This is a genomic window from Streptomyces sp. cmx-4-9, assembly GCF_046548835.1.
In the GTDB taxonomy this organism is placed as follows: Bacteria; Actinomycetota; Actinomycetes; order Streptomycetales; family Streptomycetaceae; genus Streptomyces.
Window position 1 is genome coordinate 418,454 of sequence record NZ_JAEBEE010000009.1, and the last position, 18,870, is coordinate 437,323.

The following is an 18,870-nucleotide window of genomic DNA, read 5'->3' on the forward strand; positions in this document are numbered from 1 at the left end:
GGCGGTCAGGCGGCCTGCGCGTGCTGCTGCCGTGTCTGCGGCAGCACGGGGGCCATCGCCCGGACCGGACGCGAGCCCGGACCGCCGACGTGCGAGAAGGGCTGCGTCCGCCAGTCCAGTCCCTGGGGCAGGCTGAGCATGACGACGGCGTCCAGTTCGGGCGCGCCCTCGTGCGGCCGGGAGGTGCCCGCGGCGGGCAGTGCGTCGCCCGCGGGACGCCCGGTGCCGGCGCACACCGTGAGCCCGAAGGGGTTCCACGGGGTCAGGCAGAGCGCGTGCTGGGGCAGGTACTCCTCGTCGGCGAAGAGGGCGATCGACTGGCTGCAGTCGGGGCAGATCGCGTGGTGGATCTCGAAGCCTTCGGCGTCTTCGAGGCCGTCGAGGTACTCGTCGTCCTCGGATTCGAGAGGTTCCAGGGGCTCCGGTGCGGTGCGACCGGTGCGCTTGGTGTTCAGCATGGATGGACTCCCCCTTGGGTGGGCCGGGCGGGCTGGTTCTTCGTCCTCGGCCACAGCAAGCACTTCCCGTCGCGCGGCACGAGTAACCACAACGGACGGCCGTACACCGGTATACCCTTGTGGCTTTGGTCACATGCCCGCCGCAGATGCCTCCAGTGAGCGGACAGCACTGGGCCTGGAGTGCCCTTGGGCCTTAGGTTGAGCGGCTATGAGCGCAATGGAGGAGCTGGACCGCCAGATCGTGGATCTGCTCGTGCGGGACGGGCGGATGAGCTACACGGATCTGGGCAAGGCCACCGGACTGTCCACGTCGGCCGTCCACCAGCGAGTACGCCGTCTGGAACAGCGCGGAGTGATCCGCGGGTACGCGGCCGTGGTCGACCCGGAGGCCGTGGGCCTGCCGCTGACCGCCTTCATCTCGGTCAAACCGTTCGACCCCAGCGCCCCGGACGACATCGCGGACCGGCTCTCGGACGTTCCCGAGATCGAGGCGTGCCACAGCGTCGCGGGCGACGAGAACTACATCCTGAAGGTGCGGGTGGCCACCCCCCTGGAGCTGGAGGACCTGCTGGGCCGGCTGCGGGCCCTGGCCCACGTCGCGACCCGGACGACGGTCGTCCTGTCCACGCCGTACGAGGCGCGCCCGCCGCGCGTGTAGGGGCGTACCCGCGTCCGGCCGCCCCCGTCCGAGGGGCGAGACTGGTGCGCATGAGCAAGCGCGCGATCCCCGCACCCGGCGACCCCACCCGTACCGTCCTGCTGCGCGGGGGAGAGGTCCACAGTCCCGCAGACCCCTTCGCCACCGCGATGGTGGTCGAGCGCGGCCATGTCGCCTGGGTGGGCTCCGAGGGGGCCGCCGACGCCTTCGCCCCCGGCGTGGACGAGGTCGTGGACCTCGGCGGGGCGCTCGTCACGCCCGCCTTCACCGACGCCCACGTCCACACCACCTCGGCGGGCCTGGCGCTGACGGGCCTGGACCTCTCCGGGGCCCGCTCGCTGTCCGCGGCACTGGACCTCGTCCGGGAGTACGCCGCGAGCCGCCCCGCGGACCGGGTGCTCCTCGGGCACGGCTGGGACGCCGCCCGCTGGCCGGAGCGGCGCGCTCCGCGCCGTGCGGAACTCGACCGTGCGGCGGGGGGCCGTCCCCTCTACCTGAGCCGCATCGACGTGCACTCGGCCGTGGTGACCACCGCTCTGCTGGACCTCGTACCCGGGGTGGACCCTGAGGGGGACGAGCCGCTGACCCGGGACGCCCACCACGCGGTCCGGGCTGCCGCGCTCGGCGCGGTCACGCCCGCCCAGCGCGCCGAGGCGCAGCGGGCGGCCCTCGACCGGGCGGCGTCGCTCGGCATCGGCTCGGTGCACGAGTGCGGCGGCCCCGGCATCTCCTCGGAGGAGGACTTCACCGGTCTGCTCGCCCTGGCGGCGCAGCGCCCGGGGCCGCGGGTGTTCGGTTACTGGGCGGACCGGGACCTGGGGCGGGTCAAGGAGCTCGGGGCCGTCGGAGCGGCGGGGGACCTGTTCGTCGACGGGGCCCTCGGTTCGCACACGGCCTGCCTGCACAGCCCGTACGCGGACGCCGCGCACACCGGTACCGGATACCTGGACGCGCGGGCCGTGGGGGAACACGTGGCGGCCTGTACGGAGGCGGGTCTGCAAGCCGGTTTCCACGCGATCGGCGACGCTGCGGTCAGCGCCGTGGTGGAGGGGGTACGGGCTGCTGCGCAGCAGGTGGGCCTGGCCCGGGTGCGGGCAGGGCGGCACCGGGTGGAGCACGCCGAGATGATGACCCCGGCGACGATCGCGGCCTTCGCCGAGCTCGGGCTGACCGCTTCGGTGCAGCCCGCGTTCGATGCGGCCTGGGGCGGTGAGGACGGCATGTACGCCGACCGGCTGGGCGCCGAGCGGGCCCGGACCCTCAATCCGTACGCGGCCATGCTGAGGGCGGGTGTGCCGCTGGCCTTCGGCTCGGACGCGCCGGTGACCCCGATGGACCCCTGGGGCACGGTGCGGGCGGCCGCCTTCCACCGGACCCCGGAGCACCGGGTGTCGGTGCGGGCGGCCTTCACGGCGCACACGAGGGGCGGCTGGCGGGCCGTCGGGCGGGACGACGCGGGGGTGCTGGTGCCGGGCGCCCCGGCGGACTACGCGGTCTGGCAGACCTCGGAACTGGTGGTGCAGGCCCCCGACGACCGGGTGGCCCGCTGGTCCACCGACCCGCGCTCCGGCACCCCGGGGCTGCCGGACCTGAGCCCCGGCGCGGACCTGCCGGTGTGCCTGGCGACGGTGGTCGGCGGGCGGGAGGTATTCGTACGCCCACAGGGGTGATGCGGTCGGCCTCGGTTCGGTGCGGGCGGCCGGACCCGGATAGGTTCGGCCGGGTCCACCACTGGACGTCGTGCCGGACGGATCCGTCTGCTCAGCCGCGCCCGCGCCTCGGGGGCGAGGGAAGGTTTCGCCGGGCGGCGGGTGGCCCCAGGTCGGGGCCCGGCGGTCCAGTAGACAACGGTCGGGGTCGGCCCGCAGCCAGCGAGCGCCCGACCGGCCCGAAGGACCGCGGGCCCCGATCGCTGTTCTAAAATCATCCTCTGTGACAGGACGTGCAGGACGAACAGGAATACCTAAAGGGGACTCAGTGAGCGACGGCGGACAGAAGAGCTACGGACCGCTCGGTACGGCCTTGGTGATCATTCCGACCTACAACGAGGCGGAGAACATCGGGCTTATCGTCGGCCGTGTCCGCGCGGCGGTGCCCGAGGCCCACATCCTCGTCGCGGACGACAACAGCCCCGACGGCACCGGCAAGCTGGCGGACGAGCTGGCGGCCGGCGACGACCACGTGCACGTCCTGCACCGCAAGGGCAAGGAAGGCCTCGGCGCCGCCTACCTGGCGGGCTTCGCCTGGGGCCTGGAGAACGGCTACGGCGTCATCGTGGAAATGGACGCCGACGGCTCCCACCAGCCGGAGGAGCTGCCGCGCCTGCTGACCGCCCTGGCCGGCGCCGACCTGGTCCTGGGCTCCCGCTGGGTGCCGGGCGGCCGCGTCGTGAACTGGCCCAAGAGCCGGGAGGTCCTCTCGCGCGGCGGTTCGACGTACTCCCGCCTGATGCTGGGTGTCCCGATCCGCGACGTGACGGGCGGCTACCGCGCCTTCCGCCGCGAGACCCTGGAGGGGCTGGGCCTGGCCGAGGTGGCCTCCGCCGGCTACTGCTTCCAGGTCGACCTGGCCCGCCGGGCGGTCGCGAAGGGCTTCCGGGTCGTGGAGGTGCCGATCACCTTCGTCGAGCGCGAGTTCGGCGACAGCAAGATGAGCAAGGACATCGTGGTGGAGGCCCTGTGGAGGGTCACCCAGTGGGGTCTGAAGGCCCAGGTCGCACGGCTGACCGGCAAGGGCGGCTCCCCGGTCTGACCCGGCCGCGCCGGTCACCGGGCATCCCTTAGGGGGTGTCCGGTACTTCCGACTGAGGCCGCTTTTATGCGGGCCCGGGCACACTGGATGTCATGACGACCGGCGTTCCCACTTCGACGGCCCCCCGGCGGCGCTCGCCCGCCCGCACGTTCCTCCCCCTGGCGGTCGCCGCCTGGCTGATCCTGGAGATCTGGCTGCTCAGCCTGGTCGCAGGGGCGGCCGGCGGCCCGGTGGTCGCCGCGCTGCTCGCCGCCGGCCTGGTCCTGGGCGTGGTGGTCATCAAGCGGGCCGGGCGGCGTGCCTTCAGGAACCTGGCGGAAACCTTCCGGCAGGCTCAGCAGGGGCAGCAGCCCACCCCGCCCGAGCCCGGCCGGGGCAACGGCCTCACCATGCTGGCCGGCCTGCTGCTGATCATGCCCGGGCTGCTCTCGGACGCCGCCGGCCTGCTCTGCCTGCTCCCGCCCGTCCGGGCCTGGATCGGGCGCAGGGCCACGCGGACGCTGGAGCGGAAGATGGCCGAGGCTTCGGCGGGCGGTTTCGGCGGCGCGCTCCGGCAGGCCAGGATCCACCAGCCCGACGGCAAGGTCGTCCAGGGCGAGGTCATCCGTGAGGACCGGCCGCAGGGCCGGGGTCCGGACACCGGGTACCGGCCGCCGCTCACCCCGTAGTCCCCGTGCGCCGGCCCGCGGGCCGGCGCACGGGGACTACGGGGTCGCCGCGCACGACGGGTGCGCCGCACACGGAACGCCGAGGGGCCCCGCCACACTGTGTGGCGGGGCCCCTCGGCTCGTGCGTTCGTCCGGCTGTCAGGCGGACTTGCGGCTGTCCCGCGGATGCACGGCAATGTTCATGGCGCCGGAGCGCAGGACCGCCAGCCGTTCGGCCAGCACTTCCTCCAGCTCCTCGCGGGTGCGTCGCTCCATGAGCATGTCCCAGTGCGTTCGCGCAGGCTTGCCCTTCTTCTCTTCGGGCCCGTCCCCGTCCACCAGGAGTGCCATGGCGCCGCACGCCTTGCACTCCCACTCCGGCGGAATTTCTGCCTCAACCGAGAACGGCATCTCAAATCGATGACCGTTCTGGCATGCGTACTCCACCGCCTGGCGCGGGGCCAGATCGATGCCGCGGTCCGTCTCGTAGCTGGTCACCACGAGGCGCGTACCGCGGAGAGCTCGCTCACTCATGAATCGTGCCTCCCGGGCTTTGTCGCCCACAGGACAGGTGTCGCTGTCGTCGTCATCCGGTCAACGTCCGGTCGGCGGTATAGATTCCCGCTCCGGGTCGTGCGTCGCCCGTCGTGCCGCCCCTTGTTGTACCCACCAATGCCCGTTTTGTCACATCTGGCAGCAGATGTCACCCAACGTCCACGCTTCTTGCGCGCGCAGTAACGGTCCGCCTGGCAGGCCAAAGGCGTACACTACCGGCCCTTTGCTTCAACGTCTAAATTCGTTCGGAATTCGTTCGCAGGTCCGGGCCGGGCGTACTCGCGGGTCCCGCTCAGATCCGCTCGGGTACAGGATTGCCTGCCGCCTCCACCGCGCGCCGCACCGGCACTCGCGCGAGCAGCACGAAACCCAGTGCGAAGAAGACCACCAACGAGATGATCGCGTCCCGGTAACTGCCCGTGACCTGGTAGGTCAGCCCGAAGACCAGCGGTCCCACCCAGCTCAGGCCCCGGTCGCTCATCTCGTACGCGGAGAAGTACTCGGCCTCCTTGCCCGCCGGGACCAGGTGCGAGAAGAGCGAGCGCGACAGAGCCTGGCTGCCGCCCAGCACCAGCCCGATCATCGCGGCCAGCGCGAAGAACCACACCGGGGTACGGGCGGGCAGGAAGTAGCCGGCCGCCAGGGTCACCGCCCACGCGGCCAGCGATCCGAGAATGGTCCGCTTGGCTCCGTACACCCGCGCCAGCCTGCCCATCCCCAGCGCGCCCGCCACGGCGAGCACCTGCACCAGCAGGACCGCCCCGATCAGCGTGGACTGCTCCAGCTCCAGCTCCTCCGACCCGTAGACGGAAGCCTGCGAGATCACCGTCTGCACGCCGTCGTTGTAGACCAGGTAGGCCAGCAGGAAGGACAGGGTCAGCGGGTAGCGCCGCATGTCCTTGAAGGTGGCGACGAGCTGCTTCCAGCCGCTGACGGCCGGCCCCGCTCCCGGCTCGCGCACCACGGCCCGGTCCCGCAGTCTGCGCAGCGGGATCAGCGCGAAGGCGCCCCACCACAGGCCCGCCGAGGCCAGGCAGATCCGCACCGCCTCGCTCTCGCTGAGGCCGAAGCTGTCATGGCCCAGGTAGAGCACCAGGTTCACCACGAGCATCAGGGAGCCCGCCGTGTAGCCGAAGGCCCAGCCCCGCGACGACACCGAGTCCCGCTCGTCCGGGGTGGAGATCTGCGGGAGGTAGGCGTTGTACAGCACCATCGAGACCGACAGCGAAGCGTTCGCCACGATCAGCAGCAGGCCGCCCAGCAGGTAGCGCTCGCCGCCCAGGAAGAACATCGCGGCCGTCGCCGCGGCCCCCGTGTAGGCGGCCGCCGCCAGCAGGGGCTTCTTGCGGCCGGTCCGGTCCGCGACCGCTCCCGCCAGCGGCATCAGCAGCACGGCCAGGATCACTGAGGCGGAGACCGTGTAGGCGAAGAAGGAGCCGGCCCGGACCGGTACCCCCAGCGGGTGCACGAAGCCCTCGGCGTCCGCGGCGGCCTTGGCCACCGAGGTCAGGTACGGCCCTAGGAACACGGTCAGCACGCTGGCGGAGTACACCGACACGGCGAAGTCGTAGAAGTACCAGCCCCGCTGCTCGCGCCGGCGTGCGGCCACCGCCGCGGCCGATCTGCCGTCCTCGGCGTCCGGCCCCGCCCCGTCCGTCGTCTGCGCACTCATCGGTGCCCCCTCGCTGGTTCCCGTACCGCACCGGCCCGGGAGCCGGGCGGCCGCCCGGAGGCCGGTCAGGCCCAGGCGCCGCGACGGTCCAGCACCGTGCGCAGGATGTCGATCCGGTCGGTCATGATGCCATCGACCCCCAGGTCCAGCAGAGCCTCCATGCGTTGCGGTTCGTTCACGGTCCAGACGTGCACCTGGAGGCCGCGCTCGTGCGCGGTGCGCACGAACCGGCGGTCGACCACGCGGATGCCCGACTGGACCTCCGGGACCTGCGCGGCCACCGCGCCCACGCGCAGGGCGGCGGGGATCGCGTACGAACGCAGCCGCAGGCCGACCACTCCGCGCACGCCGTAGGAGGTCGCCAGGCGGGGCCCGGCGATCCGCTGCGCCCGGGCCACCCGGCCCTCCGAGAAGGAGCCGACGCAGACCCGGTCCCAGATCCCGCGCCGGGCGATCAGGTCCACGAGCGGGTGCAGGGCGGCCTCGGCCTTGACGTCGATGTTCCAGCGGGCCTCCGGGAACGCGTCGAGGAGCTCCTCGAAGAGCGGCAGCGGCTCGCTGCCCGCCACACGGGCCTCGCGGACCCGGCTCCAGGGCAGCTCGCCGATCCGGCCCCGCCCGTCGGTCACCCGGTCCAGGGTCGCGTCGTGGAAGGCCACCAGCCTGCCGTCGGCCGTGGCGTGGACATCGGTCTCGAAGTACCGGTAGCCCGCCTCGGCGGCCCGGTGGAAGGCGGCGGCGGTGTTCTCCAGCCCGTCCGCGGCCCCTCCCCGGTGCGCGAAGGGGATGGGAGCCGGGTGGTCCAGATACGGGTGGCGAAGGCGTACGTGCGTCACGGCGGCAGTATCCCCCGCGCCCCCGTGCCCCGCGCGCGGGAGGTGCGGGCGGCACCGGGGCGCGCAGGCGCGAGGGGCGGAGGTGCGAGGGGGCGCGGGGGGGCCTGGTGGAAGTGGACTGACGCGTGACAGGCTGTGCCGGAAGAAGGCAATCCAATCCCGGCCCGGGGCACCCGCTCCGAAGCCAATCCGACGAAGGTGGACCCGACGCAATGGCCGAATGGACCTCGGCGGTCGGCGCCGCACAGCTCGCCCGCCTCATCGGCTCCCAGCAGGAGCGCCCCCCGGCTTCCGGCACCCGCAAGCCGCCCGCGTACCGCACCCTCGCCGACGGGATCCGGCTCCTCGTCCTGGAGGGCCGCGTGCCCGTCGCGGCCCGGCTGCCGGCCGAGCGGGAGCTGGCCGTCGCCCTCTCCCTCAGCCGCACCACCGTCGCCGCCGCGTACGAGGCGCTGCGCGGGGAGGGCTTCCTGGAGTCCCGCCGGGGCTCGGGGAGCTGGACCTCCGTCCCGGCGGGCAACCCGCTGCCCGCGCGGGGCCTGGAACCGCTGCCGCCCGAGTCCCTCGGCTCGATGATCGACCTCGGGTGCGCGGCGCTGCCCGCCCCGGAGCCCTGGCTGACCAAGGCCGTACAGGGGGCGCTGGAGGAGCTGCCCCCGTACGCGCACACGCACGGGGACTACCCGGCCGGGCTGCCCGCGCTGCGCCGGATGCTCGCCGACCGCTACACCGAGCAGGGCATCCCGACCATGCCCGAGCAGATCATGGTGACCACCGGGGCGATGGGTGCCATCGACGCGATCTGCACCCTGTTCGCCGGGCGCGGGGAGCGGATCGCCGTGGAGTCCCCTTCCTACGCCAACATCCTCCAGCTGATGCGCGCCGCCGGGGTCCGCCTGGTGCCCGTGGCCATGGCCGACGGGCTGAGCGGCTGGGACATGGACGTGTGGCGGCAGGTGCTGCGCGACTCGGCCCCGCGGCTGGCCTATGTCGTCGCCGACTTCCACAACCCGACCGGGGCCCTCGCCTCCGAGGACCAGCGCCGGGCCATGGTGGAGGCCGCCCGGTCGGCCGGGACCGTGCTGGTGGTCGACGAGACCATGGTCGAACTCCGGCTGGACGCGGACCTGGCCATGCCGCGCCCGGTGTGCTCCTTCGACCCGTCGGGCAGCACGGTGGTCACCGTGGGCTCCGCCAGCAAGGCGTTCTGGGCGGGGATGCGGATCGGCTGGGTGCGCGCCGCCCCGGACGTGATCCGCAGCCTGGTCGCCGCCCGGGCCTACGCCGATCTGGGCACGCCGGTGCTGGAACAGCTCGCGGTGAACTGGCTGATGCGGACCGGCGGGTGGCAGGAGGCCGTGGGGATCCGCCGCGAGCAGGCCCGGGAGAACCGGGACGCGCTGGTCGCGGCGGTGCGCCGGGAGCTGCCGGAGTGGGAGTTCGAGGTGCCGCGGGGCGGGCTGACCCTGTGGGCGCGGGCGGGCGGGCTGTCCGGCTCCCGGCTGGCCGAGGTGGGGGAGCGGGTCGGCGTGCGGGTGCCGTCGGGGCCGCGGTTCGGGGTGGACGGGGCGTTCGAGGGGTACGTCCGGCTGCCGTTCACCGTGGGCGGCCCGGTGGCCGAGGAGGCCGCCGCGCGGCTGGCGGCGGCGGCCCGGCTGGTCGGTACCGGTGCGGGGGGCGGCGGGGCGGAGCCGCCGCGCACCTTCGTCGCGTAGGGGGCCGCCGGGCCCGCCGGGATCAGGGCGCCTCGGCCGGGACCTCCGGGGCCTGGGCGGAGCCGGGGGCCGGGGGCTGCGGGTGGAGCGCCTTGGCGGGGGCGGGGCCGTCGGGTCCGCCCTGCGGGGCCGCCTGGTCCTGGCGCCGGTCGGGCAGCAGGTCCAGTACGGCCTGGCGGTGGCCGGGGTGCGTGGCGTCGTCGTACGGGTCCGGGGTGGCGGGGACCTGGAGCCGGTGCACCGGGCCCGCGCCGAGCCGGGCGTATCCGCGGCCGGGCGGGACCTGCGTGGTGGGGGTGGTGTGCGGGGGCAGGCCGAGGACGTCGGAGATCTGCCCGGTCTCGGCCGGGCCGAGGACCACGCGGGCGCGGGTGTGCTGCCACACGGCGTCGGCGAGCAGTTCCAGGTGGTCGAACTGCTCGGCCACCACCACCGTGACGTGGGCGGCCCGGCCGTGCCGCAGCGGCACCTGGAGCCGGGCGAGCGGGTCGGGGCGGCCGTCGGCTGCCGCGAGGTGCGCCAGCACGCTGGGCCGGTCCAGCAGGATCCACAGCGGGCGGGTGGTGTCCTCGGGCGCCGGGCGGCCCGTCTCGCGAGCCCGGTGCGTGGCGACGAGGCGGCGTTCGGTCTCCTGCGCGGCCCATTCCAGGGTGGACAGTGCGCCGGTCGGCCCGCATTCGACGGCGAGGACCCCGGTGCGGCCGGCCAGGCAGGCGTACTCGCCGCTGCCGCCGCCCTCGACGACCAGGACGTCGCCCCCGTGCCGCAGGGCCTGGAGGGCGATCGAGCGCAGCAGGGTGGACGTGCCGCTGCCGGGCTGGCCCACGGCGAGCAGGTGGGGTTCGGTGGAGCGGGGTCCGGTGCGCCACAGCACGGGCGGCACGTCGCGCGGCTCGCCGGCCTCCTGAACGGGCAGGGTCCGCTGCACGCCGGCGGCGTCGGTGAAGCCGAGCACGGTCTCCCCGGGGGAGGTGACGAACGGCTGGGCGGCGATGCCCGTCGGCAGCGCCGCCAGCACGCTCAGGTCGAGCTGGTTGCCCTCCTCGTCCCAGTCGAAGAGATACTCCCGTCCGCGCCCGGACTTGGCGTGCAGCAGTGTTTCGATCCGGGTCCGTGAGGCGGCCTCGCCATCGGTGAAGTAGGCCGGGTAGCGGATGCGCAGCCGGGTGATGCGGCCCGCCTCGTCGAACTCGTAGCCGCTGAAGGCCTTGTCCCAGTCCCCGCCGTGGGCGAAGAGCGGGTTCGGGTCCTCCGGGGTGGAGAAGTACGGCACGAGGGCTTCGTAGAGGGAGCCGAGGCGTTCGGTCTCGGCATCGCTGGGCCCGGTCTTCACCGGGGTGCGGTCGCGTCCCTGCCAGGCCGCCGCCGCCATGACGGTGATCATGGCGAAGAGCGGGCCGTAGGGGACGAGCGCGACCACGAGGACGCAGGCGGCGCCCAGGAACAGCGCGGGACCACGCTTGTCCTTGGGCGTTTCGGACCATTTGCGCCGCCCGGCCGAGGCCAGGATGCGCAGGCCGCGTCCGATGGTGAGGAGCGGATGGAGGACGTCCGTGGCACTGTCGGCGGCCGTGCGAGCGAGGTCGCGGCCCCGTGCCAGCGACGTGGTGCCGCTGCTGAGGATGCGGGGAAGTGGGCGCCGGGCCACGGGCGTCTCCTGGAGTTGTGGGGTGTGACGGGTGCTTCGGGTGGGGCTGGGTGTTCTCGTACGGGGGCCCGGCTAGAGCTTGATCCCGCCGAGGAGGCTGGCGAGGCTCGCGGTGCTCGCCGTGATGCTGGGGGCGATGGCGGAGCCGGCCAGGAAGAAGCCGAAGAGCGAGCACACGAACGCGTGCGACAGCTTCATCCCGTCCTTCTTGAAGAACAGGAAGCAGATGATGCCGAGCAGGACGACACCTGAGATGGACAGGACCATGAGAATTTCTCCTGGTGGGTGGGGACAGTCACCATCAGTTGTTCCAGGCTCACAGGAAGTATCAATGCGACAAAAGGTGCATACGGGTGAATCGAGCGATTTTTCACTTGACCGGCTCACCCCGGCTGGCGCGTCCGCCGAACAGGGGGCAAGGGTGATCCTCGCCTCGGCCCGGCCCCGGTACGCCCGGGCGCGGGCGCTACTCTGGCGATTCACCCGTACGGACGCCGTGCCGTGCATCCCCCTGCCCGCCGGGCCCGGGGACGGGGCGTCCGGACGGGCCGGGCAGGCAGCGAGTGAAAGGCGCCACGAACGATGAGCGAGCACACCGAGGGCACCTCTCCGGGCCCCTCTGCGGAGGGCCCCGACGAAGACGTCATCGAGCTGGCCACCAAGATCTTCGACCTGGCCCGCCAGGGCGAGGCCGCCACGCTCGCGGCCTACGTCGACGCCGGCGTACCGGCCAACCTCACCAACGACCGCGGCGACACCCTCGTGATGCTGGCCGCCTACCACGGCCACGCCGAGGCCGTCACGGTCCTGCTCGACCGGGGCGCCGAGGCGGACCGGCCCAACGACCGGGGCCAGACCCCGCTCGCCGGAGCCGTCTTCAAGGGCGAGGAGGCCGTCATCCGCGCGCTGCTCGCCGGCGGCGCGGACCCGAACGCCGGGACCCCCTCCGCCGTGGACACGGCGCGCATGTTCGCCAAGGCGGACCTGCTGGAACTCTTCGGAGCCAAGTAGTCCGTTTTTTGCCGGGTGCGGGCCGGTACAGACCTCACAGTCTGGTCACGGCGGCCATAAATGTGGTCGCGGTGCACAAACCGGCTGGGTCATCATGGCGACGGATTCGATTCGCGAACTGGGCGGACGGGCAGGAGCGGGCAGGACACAACGGGTGTCCGACCCCCCTCCTGCCGGGGGACCGCCGCCCTGGTCGAGAAGCACCGACGAGAGTGAGAAGGCAATGGTCTACATCGAGCGGAACACGACGGCGGACGTCCTCGCATGCTGTTGCGCGGCCCTGTGAATTCCGATTCCCGGTTGCGTCCCCAGCTTGATTTGAGGCCACTCCCATGTTCGAACCAGTCATAGCGCCTAGCGGCACCCTGCTCGGGCTCCTCCAGCGGGGCCGCGGCGACGGCACGCTGCACGCCCTGGCGGCGCCCCGCGCGGAGGCCCTCCAGGCCCTCGACCGGTGCGTGCTCCGCGACCCGCGCACGGACTGGCAGGTCGAGAACCGCTCCCTCTACTACGCCCGCCTGTACCTGGACCTCGACGGCCCGCTCGGCGCGATCGAGGCCCACCTCTTCGACGCCGAGGACCTCGTCGACGACGAGGACCACCGGACCGGCCTCGCCCTGTCCGTCCTGGGCCACCTCGCCTCCTACGGCCGCGACGACGCACTCATGCTGCTGCGCCGCTACGCCGCCACGGGCGCGAACTGGGCCTGGGCCCTGGACGAGCTCGCCCTGCGCGACGACGACGAGGGCCTGCGCTCCCTCGCCGGGCCCGTCCTCGCCCGCTTCCCCGCCACCGCGGACGGCGAGGCGCGGCTGGCCGCCGCCGTACGCGACGCCTACGAGCCCCGGCCGTGGTGGCTGTGGGAGGAGACCCCGGAGCACGGGGAGCGCCTGCGCGCAGCCCGTCAACAGGGCTCCTTCGACCGCTGGCAGCGCCAGCTCACCCCCAGCGGCCCCCGGCCCGGCTGGGGCGTCCAGGCCGTCTTCGACTGGGCCGCCGACGGGCTGAGCCGCGGCACACCGCTGCACGTGCCCGCCGCGCGCTGCCTCGCCGCCGTGGCCGCTCCCGAGGACCGCACCGCCATTCTGGCGGCGGCCGCCGGAGCCTGCGGAGAAGCCGCCCGGGCCACCGCCCTGCACCACCTGGTCCTCGCCGAACCGGACAACCCGGCCGTCCTGGACCTCATCGAAGCCGCCGCCGACGAGCCCGCCGTTGCCGCGTACGAGCGCATGTGCAGCCCCGCCGCCGTCGACCGGGCCCGGCGCTGGATCCACCGCCCCGACGCCCTGGGAGCCGCCGCCGCCGCCGTACTGGCCGCCCGCGGCGGGGCCGAGGACGCGCCCCTGGTCCTCGGAGCCCTGCGCTCCACGGTCCGCGGCGCCGGCCCGGACACCCCCAGGCTGTTCGCCCTGGTCGACGGGGCCGGCCGGCTCGCCATCGGCTGCGCCGCCCCCGTGCTGCGCCACATCTACCGGGAGACGGCCTCCTCCCAGCTGCGCGGCCGGGCCGCGCAGGCCCTCGCGAGCACGGACCCCGGCTTCGCGGCCGGCTTCGCCGTCGAGTGCCTGTGGGACTGCGAGGAGAGCACCCGCGAGGTCGCCGCCCGCCACGCCGAGACGGCCGACGCCCGAGTCGCCCCACGGCTGCGCCACCTGGCCACCGACCCGGCGGAGGAGGAGGACGTGCAGTCCGCCGTACGGAGCCGGATCGCACCGGAGTCCGCCGTGTAGCGCCGCTCACGCCCCGGCCCTGACGCACACGCCCCGGCCCGGCCCCCTGACACCGGGGGCCGGGCCGGGGCGTGTCAGGCGCCCCTCACCGCGCCCGGACGAACCGCACCGGCGTCCCCGGGCGGGCCTGGGCCGCCGCGTCCAGGGCCGGCCCCGCCGGAACCACGCCCACCACCGGGTAGCCGCCCGTCACCGGGTGGTCGGCCAGGAACACCACCGGCAGCCCGTCCGGCGGCACCTGGACCGCGCCCAGCACCATGCCCTCACTGGGCAGCTCACCGGAGCGGGCCCGGACCAGCGGCGTACCCGCCTCCGTGCGCAGGCCGATCCGGTTGGACACGGCCGAGACCCGGAACCCCGTGCGCCACAGCCCGGCCAGCGAAGCGGCGGTGAACCAGTCGGCCCGCGGGCCGAGGCGCAGCGGCAGCGCCAGCTCCGAGGGCGCCCCCGGCAGACCCCAGGCGTCCGGCCACGCGTCCGGGGCGGGACCCGGCCCGCCCACCGGGAGCAGCAGACCGTCCGACAGGACCGGCGGCCCCAGCCCCGACAGCAGGTCCGTCGAGCGGCTGCCCAGCACCGGCGGGACGGCCACCCCTCCGCGCACCGCGACGTAGCTGCGCACCCCCGACCGCGCCGGGCCCACCTCCAGCTCCGCCCCGGCCGGCAGCCGCACCGGCGCCCCCCAGGGCACCGGCCGGCCGTCCACCCGTACGGCACAGGGCGCACCGGTGACCGCCACGACCGTCGCGGCCAGGGCCCGCAGGCCCACCCCGTCCAGGGTCGTCTCCAGAGCCGCCGCGTCCGGGGCGTTGCCGAGCAGCCGGTTGGCCAGGGCGTGCGCCGCCGTGTCCAGCGCCCCCGACCGGGGCACCCCCAGGTGGGCGTACCCGGGCCGGCCCCGGTCCTGGACCGTCGTCAGCGCGCCCGGCCGCACCACCAGCAGTCCGCTCATGCCGGCGCCTGCGTGAACCGCACCCGCACCCCGGGCGCGAACAGGGCCGCCGGTTCCCGCTCCGGGTCCCAGAGCACGGCGTCGGTGGAGCCGACCAGCTGCCAGCCGCCGGGGGAGGACCGCGGGTACACCCCCGCATACTCGCCCGCCAGCGCCAGCGAGCCCGCCGGGACGGCCGGGCGGGGCGTGGCCCGGCGAGGCAGGTGGAAGCGGTCCGGGAGACCGGTCAGGTAGCCGAAACCGGGGGCGAAGCCGCAGAACGCCACCCGGAACTCGACGGCCCCGACCACGGCGGGGACCTCGTCGGGCGCCACCTGCCACAGCCGGGCCACCTCGGCCAGGTCCGGGCCGTCGTAGCGCACCGGGACGCTCACCAGCGGCCCCTGGGCCGAGGTGAGCCGCGGCACCTCCCACCGCGGGATCCCGGCCCCGAGGCCGGCCGGGTCCCGTACCCCGTCGAGCAGGACGGTCCGCGCCGCCGGCACGATGTCCCGTACGCCGCCCAGCTCGCCCGCGTCCCGGCGGCGCAGCAGCTCCGCGTGGAGCGCGGCCACCTCCTCGGCCGTCCCCAACTCGACCAGCAGGGCCTCTTCGCCGACCACCAGGGTCCTCATGCGAACGCCTCCACCCGGACCCCGGCCTCCTCCAGCGCCGAGCGCACCCGCTGCGCCAGCCGGGCCGCCCCCGGGGTGTCCCCGTGCAGGCACAGCGAGCGTGCGGCCACGGGGACGGCGGAGCCGTCGGCGGCGGTCACCGCGCCCTCGGCCGCCATCCGCAGCGCCCGCGCCACCACCGCATCCGGGTCGTGCACCACTGCGCCCGGCTCGGTACGCGGCACCAGCGTCCCGGCCCGGGTGTAGGCGCGGTCGGCGAACGCCTCCGGTACCGGGACCAGCCCGGCCTCCCCGGCGGCTGCCAGCAGCAGCGACCCGGGCAGCCCGAGCACGGGCAGCGCGCCCCCGGCCGTGACCACTCCGGCCACCACGGCGGCTGCCTGCCCGGCGTCGTGGACGGTGCGGTTGTACAGCGCACCGTGCGGTTTCACGTACGACACCCTGGAGCCGGCCGCCCGGGCGAACACCTCCAGCGCCCCGATCTGGTACGCCACCTCGTCCGCCAGTTCGGCGGGCGGCACGTCCATGGAGCGGCGCCCGAAGCCGGCCAGGTCGCGGTAGGAGACCTGCGCCCCGATCCGAACCCCCCGCTCCGCGGCCAGCTCGCAGACCCGGCGCATGATGGACGGGTCCCCGGCGTGGAAGCCGCAGGCCACATTGGCGCTGGTGACGACGGACAGCAGCGCCTCGTCGTCGGTCAGCGTCCAGCGGCCGAAGCCCTCGCCGAGGTCGGCGTTCAGGTCGACCGGGGCGCCGGGCCCGGCCCCGGCCGAAGGTGTGATCATGGAAGCCATGCGGCGAGCGTAGAACAGCGGACACACCGTCTCCCTGGAGGCCGGGACGATCCGGCCGAACCATGCCGTTTGGGTTGTTGTCCGGGTCAGCGCCTAGTCTTTGCCCGTGACTCTCCCCGCCCCGGCGAAGACCCTTCCGTCCCCGGCGCCGGGCCCGGCCGCCGACGAGGGCCTGGCCCGGCGGCTGCGCGCCCTCGCCTGCACCGCCCCGCTGCACGACCTCGACGTGCGCAAGGCCAATCTGGCGGGCGAGTACGGCATCTACGCGATGGCGGAGGTCGCGCTGGCCGCGATCGACCTGGTCACGCTCACCATGGACTTCGACACCGGCGCGGACCACGAGCAGGTGGTGACCAGACTGCTGCCCCGGGTCGCCGCCCAGGCACCGGCCCGTCCGGCGGCCGAGCACGAGCGGGTGGCCCGCTGGGTGCTGGAGAACCTGATCAACGTCGGCAGTGTCGACCGCGGCTTCCGCGCCCTCTACGGCACCTTCGGCCCGGACGGGGTCTACGTCCGCCGGGACTACGACTTCAAGCTGATCGAGGAGGTGCCGGGCCCCGGCGGCACCGTCTACCTGCGCACCACCGACGAGGCCGTCAACGTCCTCGTCGGCGCCCTCGACACCGACGTCACCAGCGCGCAGATCGCCGCCGAGGTCAAGCTGGAGGTGCTGATCAGCCGAGGACGGCTGGCGGACGCCCAGCTCGCCGCGGAACAGGCCCGCTACCGGACCGTGCAGTACGCCGAGACGCTGCGCCGGACCCTCGACGCCACCCGGCGCAACGTCCGGGCGGTGGACTGGCTGCAGGCCGTCCCCGACATGATCGCGGAAGCCCTCGACCACGTCGCCGCCCGCTACCGCCACGAGAACGCGATCCTCACCAACATCCGCAAGGCGCGCGACGAGGCGGAGGAGCCCGAGAACAAGCGGCGCGCCGCCGAGCTCGTCGACATCGTCAAGGACTGCATCCGCCGCCACACCCAGCTCCAGTCCCGACTGCTGGACGCCGGACCGCTGTTCCGCGCCGAGCAGGACCGGCAGGCCTTCGCCGCCCCCGCGCCGCGCTCCGGCATCGACCTGTACGGACAGCTGGTGGCCCCCCTGCTGCCGCTGCCCCTGGCCAGTGCCGGGCGCGTCACCGACGCCTTCTTCGCCGCCGGCGCCGGACTGCGCACCCCCGTCAGCGTGCGGGTCGCCGACCTCGTCGAGATCCTGCTGACCCCGCCGGTCGAACGGGAGCACCTCGGCGCGGAGATGCCGGAGCCCGACCTGATCGCCACCCCCGACGACAGCCGTTTCAGCGAGGAGCAGCTCGCCTGCGCCACGGAGCTGCTGACCCTTCCGCACGACGCGCCGCGGCGGCTGTCCGGGCTCCTCGCCGAGGCCCGCCGCACCGACCCCGACCTGCCGTACCTGGTGGCGCTGCTGGCCGTGCACGCGGCGAGCCCGGCCGTCGGCACGGCCTACCGGCAGGGCGAGGAGCGGCTGCTCTTCGCGGTGGACGACGGCACCCCTCTCCAGGACCCCGAGTTCGGCGGCGCCGACCTGATCGTCGGCACGGCACTGCTGGACGCGGCGGGCATGGCGGCGGCCCGGGCGGAGGCGACGTGAGCCGGCGTGCCCCCGCGTGCAGCGCCGAGGCCACCATCCAGCCCCGCCGGCGTCCGAGGCGCGGGGCCCGGGGCGGAGTGCCGGACGGCTCGCGCGCAGCCGCCGTCCCGCCGGACGCACCCCCGCCCGGCCCCGGGGCCGACCCCGCCTGCTCCGGCCGGGGTTCCGGCTCCGGCCCGGGCTTCGGCCCGGGCTTCGGCCCCGGCCCCGGAGCTGCCGTCGCACCCCGCGGCTGCGCCGTACCTCACGCCACCCCCCACCGCACCGCCGAGGAGATCCGCCCGTGAGCGACCACCACGCCGAGCACCCTGCGTGGAGCGAGCCCGACGGCCCGTCGGGCCCCGTCGCGCCCGCCGCCCCGGCATCGGCCGCGGTGACCCCCGCCGACGCCGCCGACGCGGCCCGGCTCGTCGCGTTCGGGCTCCAGCCCAAGCTGCTGCCCGCCCGGGACGCCGAGTACGCCGAGCTGCTGCGCCGCTACCGCGAAGAGCCCGCCTTCGGCCGCCTCGCCGACGCCGTCGCCACCGGCCTCGGCCTCGTCGTCCTGGAGGTGTCGCCCCGCGCGGGCATGGCCGTCGCCGCGGGCGAGGAATCCGTGTTCGCCGTCCGGATGGGCGACTACGCCCGCCGCACCGCCGCCGAGTCCGCCGACCGGTTCCTGCACGGCCTCGCGCACCTCGCCGTCGCGGCCCTCGCCTTCCCCCGCCCCGAGGACCTCGCCGACGACGGCTACATCGGCCGCGTCACCGTCAACGGGGTCGACGCCTTCGTCCGGCAGGCCTGCCGCCGCCTGGAAGAGCGCGCCGAGGAGCTCGGTGAGAACACCGACCCGGCCACCGACGCCCCCGGCCTGGAAGCCGCCTGGCGCGTCTACGCCCGCCGCAGTGCGACCGGCGCCACCAAGGACGCCCGCCGGCTGGCCGGTTCCACCACCGGCATCGTCGGCAAGGCCGCCGCGTTCCTCACCGAGTCCGGCTTCCTCCAGCGCACCGGGGACGACTCCGGCGGCACCTACCGCACCACCCCCCGCTACCAGCTCCAGGTCCGCGACATGGCGGGCAGCGCGGCCATGGCCGAGCTCCTGGAACTCGGCGTGGTCGCCGTCAGCGACGGCTCCGCCAGCCTGCTGCCGCCGCCCGAGGGCGACGACCTGGAACTGGCGGCCGACGCCGGGCTGCCCTTCCACGCCTGAGTTCCGCCCCGCACCCCTGCCTCAC

18 protein-coding genes are annotated in these 18,870 nt (G+C 74.7%); 9 read left to right on the top strand and 9 right to left on the bottom strand.

All coding sequences use genetic code 11. The annotated features are described in order from the left end of the window. Positions 1-5: 5 nt before the first annotated feature. Positions 6-458, bottom strand: a complete 453-nt coding sequence (locus tag ACLJTM_RS28505; RefSeq protein ID WP_411106593.1) for a hypothetical protein — start codon at positions 456-458, stop codon at positions 6-8. A 217-nt stretch (positions 459-675) separates the two neighbouring features. Here ACLJTM_RS28505 and ACLJTM_RS28510 point away from each other — a divergent pair, with 217 nt between their 5' ends. The 4 genes from ACLJTM_RS28510 (at position 676) to fxsA (ending at position 4,535) form a co-directional block, all read left to right on the top strand. Next, the gene (locus ACLJTM_RS28510) at positions 676-1,116 is read left to right on the top strand and encodes an Lrp/AsnC family transcriptional regulator (RefSeq protein ID WP_411106655.1); all 441 of its coding nucleotides are present in this window, start codon (positions 676-678) and stop codon (positions 1,114-1,116) included. A 50-nt stretch (positions 1,117-1,166) separates the two neighbouring features. Then, positions 1,167-2,786, top strand: a complete 1,620-nt coding sequence (locus ACLJTM_RS28515) for an amidohydrolase (RefSeq protein WP_411106594.1) — start codon at positions 1,167-1,169, stop codon at positions 2,784-2,786. 307 nt (positions 2,787-3,093) lie between these two features. Further along, complete coding sequence (locus ACLJTM_RS28520) at positions 3,094-3,867, top strand: polyprenol monophosphomannose synthase (RefSeq protein ID WP_411106595.1); 774 nt, start codon at positions 3,094-3,096, stop codon at positions 3,865-3,867. A gap of 92 nt (positions 3,868-3,959) precedes the next feature. Continuing rightward, positions 3,960-4,535 (top strand): FxsA family membrane protein, encoded by a 576-nt coding sequence (fxsA, locus tag ACLJTM_RS28525; protein ID WP_411106596.1) that lies wholly within the window; start codon positions 3,960-3,962, stop codon positions 4,533-4,535. Between the two features lie 138 nt (positions 4,536-4,673). On the opposite strand, the gene ACLJTM_RS28530 is transcribed toward fxsA, so the two are convergent. The 3 genes from ACLJTM_RS28530 to ACLJTM_RS28540 form a co-directional block, all read right to left on the bottom strand. Then, positions 4,674-5,048 carry an RNA polymerase-binding protein RbpA gene (locus tag ACLJTM_RS28530; protein WP_007262928.1) on the bottom strand — a complete coding sequence of 125 codons (375 nt, stop codon included), beginning with the start codon at positions 5,046-5,048 and terminating at the stop codon, positions 4,674-4,676. A 313-nt stretch (positions 5,049-5,361) separates the two neighbouring features. Then, entirely contained in the window at positions 5,362-6,741 is a 1,380-nt protein-coding gene (locus ACLJTM_RS28535) for an MFS transporter (protein WP_411106597.1), read from the bottom strand. A 65-nt stretch (positions 6,742-6,806) separates the two neighbouring features. After that, positions 6,807-7,577, bottom strand: coding sequence for a glycerophosphodiester phosphodiesterase (locus tag ACLJTM_RS28540; RefSeq protein WP_411106598.1), 771 nt, complete (start codon positions 7,575-7,577; stop codon positions 6,807-6,809). Between the two features lie 212 nt (positions 7,578-7,789). Here ACLJTM_RS28540 and ACLJTM_RS28545 point away from each other — a divergent pair, with 212 nt between their 5' ends. Next, entirely contained in the window at positions 7,790-9,292 is a 1,503-nt protein-coding gene (locus tag ACLJTM_RS28545; protein WP_411106599.1) for a PLP-dependent aminotransferase family protein, read from the top strand. Positions 9,293-9,314: 22 nt separating this feature from the next. On the opposite strand, the gene ACLJTM_RS28550 is transcribed toward ACLJTM_RS28545, so the two are convergent. Next, positions 9,315-10,940 (bottom strand): hypothetical protein, encoded by a 1,626-nt coding sequence (locus ACLJTM_RS28550; RefSeq protein WP_411106600.1) that lies wholly within the window; start codon positions 10,938-10,940, stop codon positions 9,315-9,317. Positions 10,941-11,012: 72 nt separating this feature from the next. Continuing rightward, complete coding sequence (locus ACLJTM_RS28555; protein ID WP_030706611.1) at positions 11,013-11,207, bottom strand: hypothetical protein; 195 nt, start codon at positions 11,205-11,207, stop codon at positions 11,013-11,015. A 315-nt stretch (positions 11,208-11,522) separates the two neighbouring features. On the opposite strand from ACLJTM_RS28555, the gene ACLJTM_RS28560 reads away from it, so the two are divergent. Continuing rightward, positions 11,523-11,951, top strand: coding sequence for an ankyrin repeat domain-containing protein (locus tag ACLJTM_RS28560; protein ID WP_411106601.1), 429 nt, complete (start codon positions 11,523-11,525; stop codon positions 11,949-11,951). Positions 11,952-12,283: 332 nt separating this feature from the next. Then, positions 12,284-13,681: a HEAT repeat domain-containing protein gene (locus ACLJTM_RS28565; protein ID WP_411106602.1), complete on the top strand. Its 1,398-nt coding sequence runs from the start codon at positions 12,284-12,286 to the stop codon at positions 13,679-13,681. Positions 13,682-13,766: 85 nt separating this feature from the next. Here the strand turns inward: ACLJTM_RS28565 and ACLJTM_RS28570 are convergent, their stop codons facing one another. Genes ACLJTM_RS28570 through ACLJTM_RS28580 form a run of 3 tightly spaced genes read right to left on the bottom strand, consistent with a single transcriptional unit; the run spans position 13,767 to position 16,032 of the window. Then, positions 13,767-14,633, bottom strand: coding sequence for a biotin-dependent carboxyltransferase family protein (locus ACLJTM_RS28570; protein ID WP_411106603.1), 867 nt, complete (start codon positions 14,631-14,633; stop codon positions 13,767-13,769). Further along, positions 14,630-15,247, bottom strand: a complete 618-nt coding sequence (locus ACLJTM_RS28575) for a 5-oxoprolinase subunit B family protein (protein ID WP_411106604.1) — start codon at positions 15,245-15,247, stop codon at positions 14,630-14,632. The genes ACLJTM_RS28570 and ACLJTM_RS28575 overlap by 4 nt, the downstream gene beginning before the upstream one ends. Beyond that, positions 15,244-16,032, bottom strand: coding sequence for a LamB/YcsF family protein (locus ACLJTM_RS28580; protein WP_411106656.1), 789 nt, complete (start codon positions 16,030-16,032; stop codon positions 15,244-15,246). The genes ACLJTM_RS28575 and ACLJTM_RS28580 overlap by 4 nt, the downstream gene beginning before the upstream one ends. Before the next feature lie 115 nt (positions 16,033-16,147). Between ACLJTM_RS28580 and ACLJTM_RS28585 the strand changes: the two genes are divergently transcribed. Together ACLJTM_RS28585 and ACLJTM_RS28590 are read left to right on the top strand one after the other, a co-directional pair. Continuing rightward, on the top strand, positions 16,148-17,653 hold the full coding sequence (locus ACLJTM_RS28585) for a hypothetical protein (protein WP_411106605.1): 1,506 nt from the start codon (positions 16,148-16,150) through the stop codon (positions 17,651-17,653). A 283-nt stretch (positions 17,654-17,936) separates the two neighbouring features. Next, positions 17,937-18,845 (top strand): hypothetical protein, encoded by a 909-nt coding sequence (locus ACLJTM_RS28590; protein WP_411106606.1) that lies wholly within the window; start codon positions 17,937-17,939, stop codon positions 18,843-18,845. Positions 18,846-18,870: the final 25 nt, after the last annotated feature.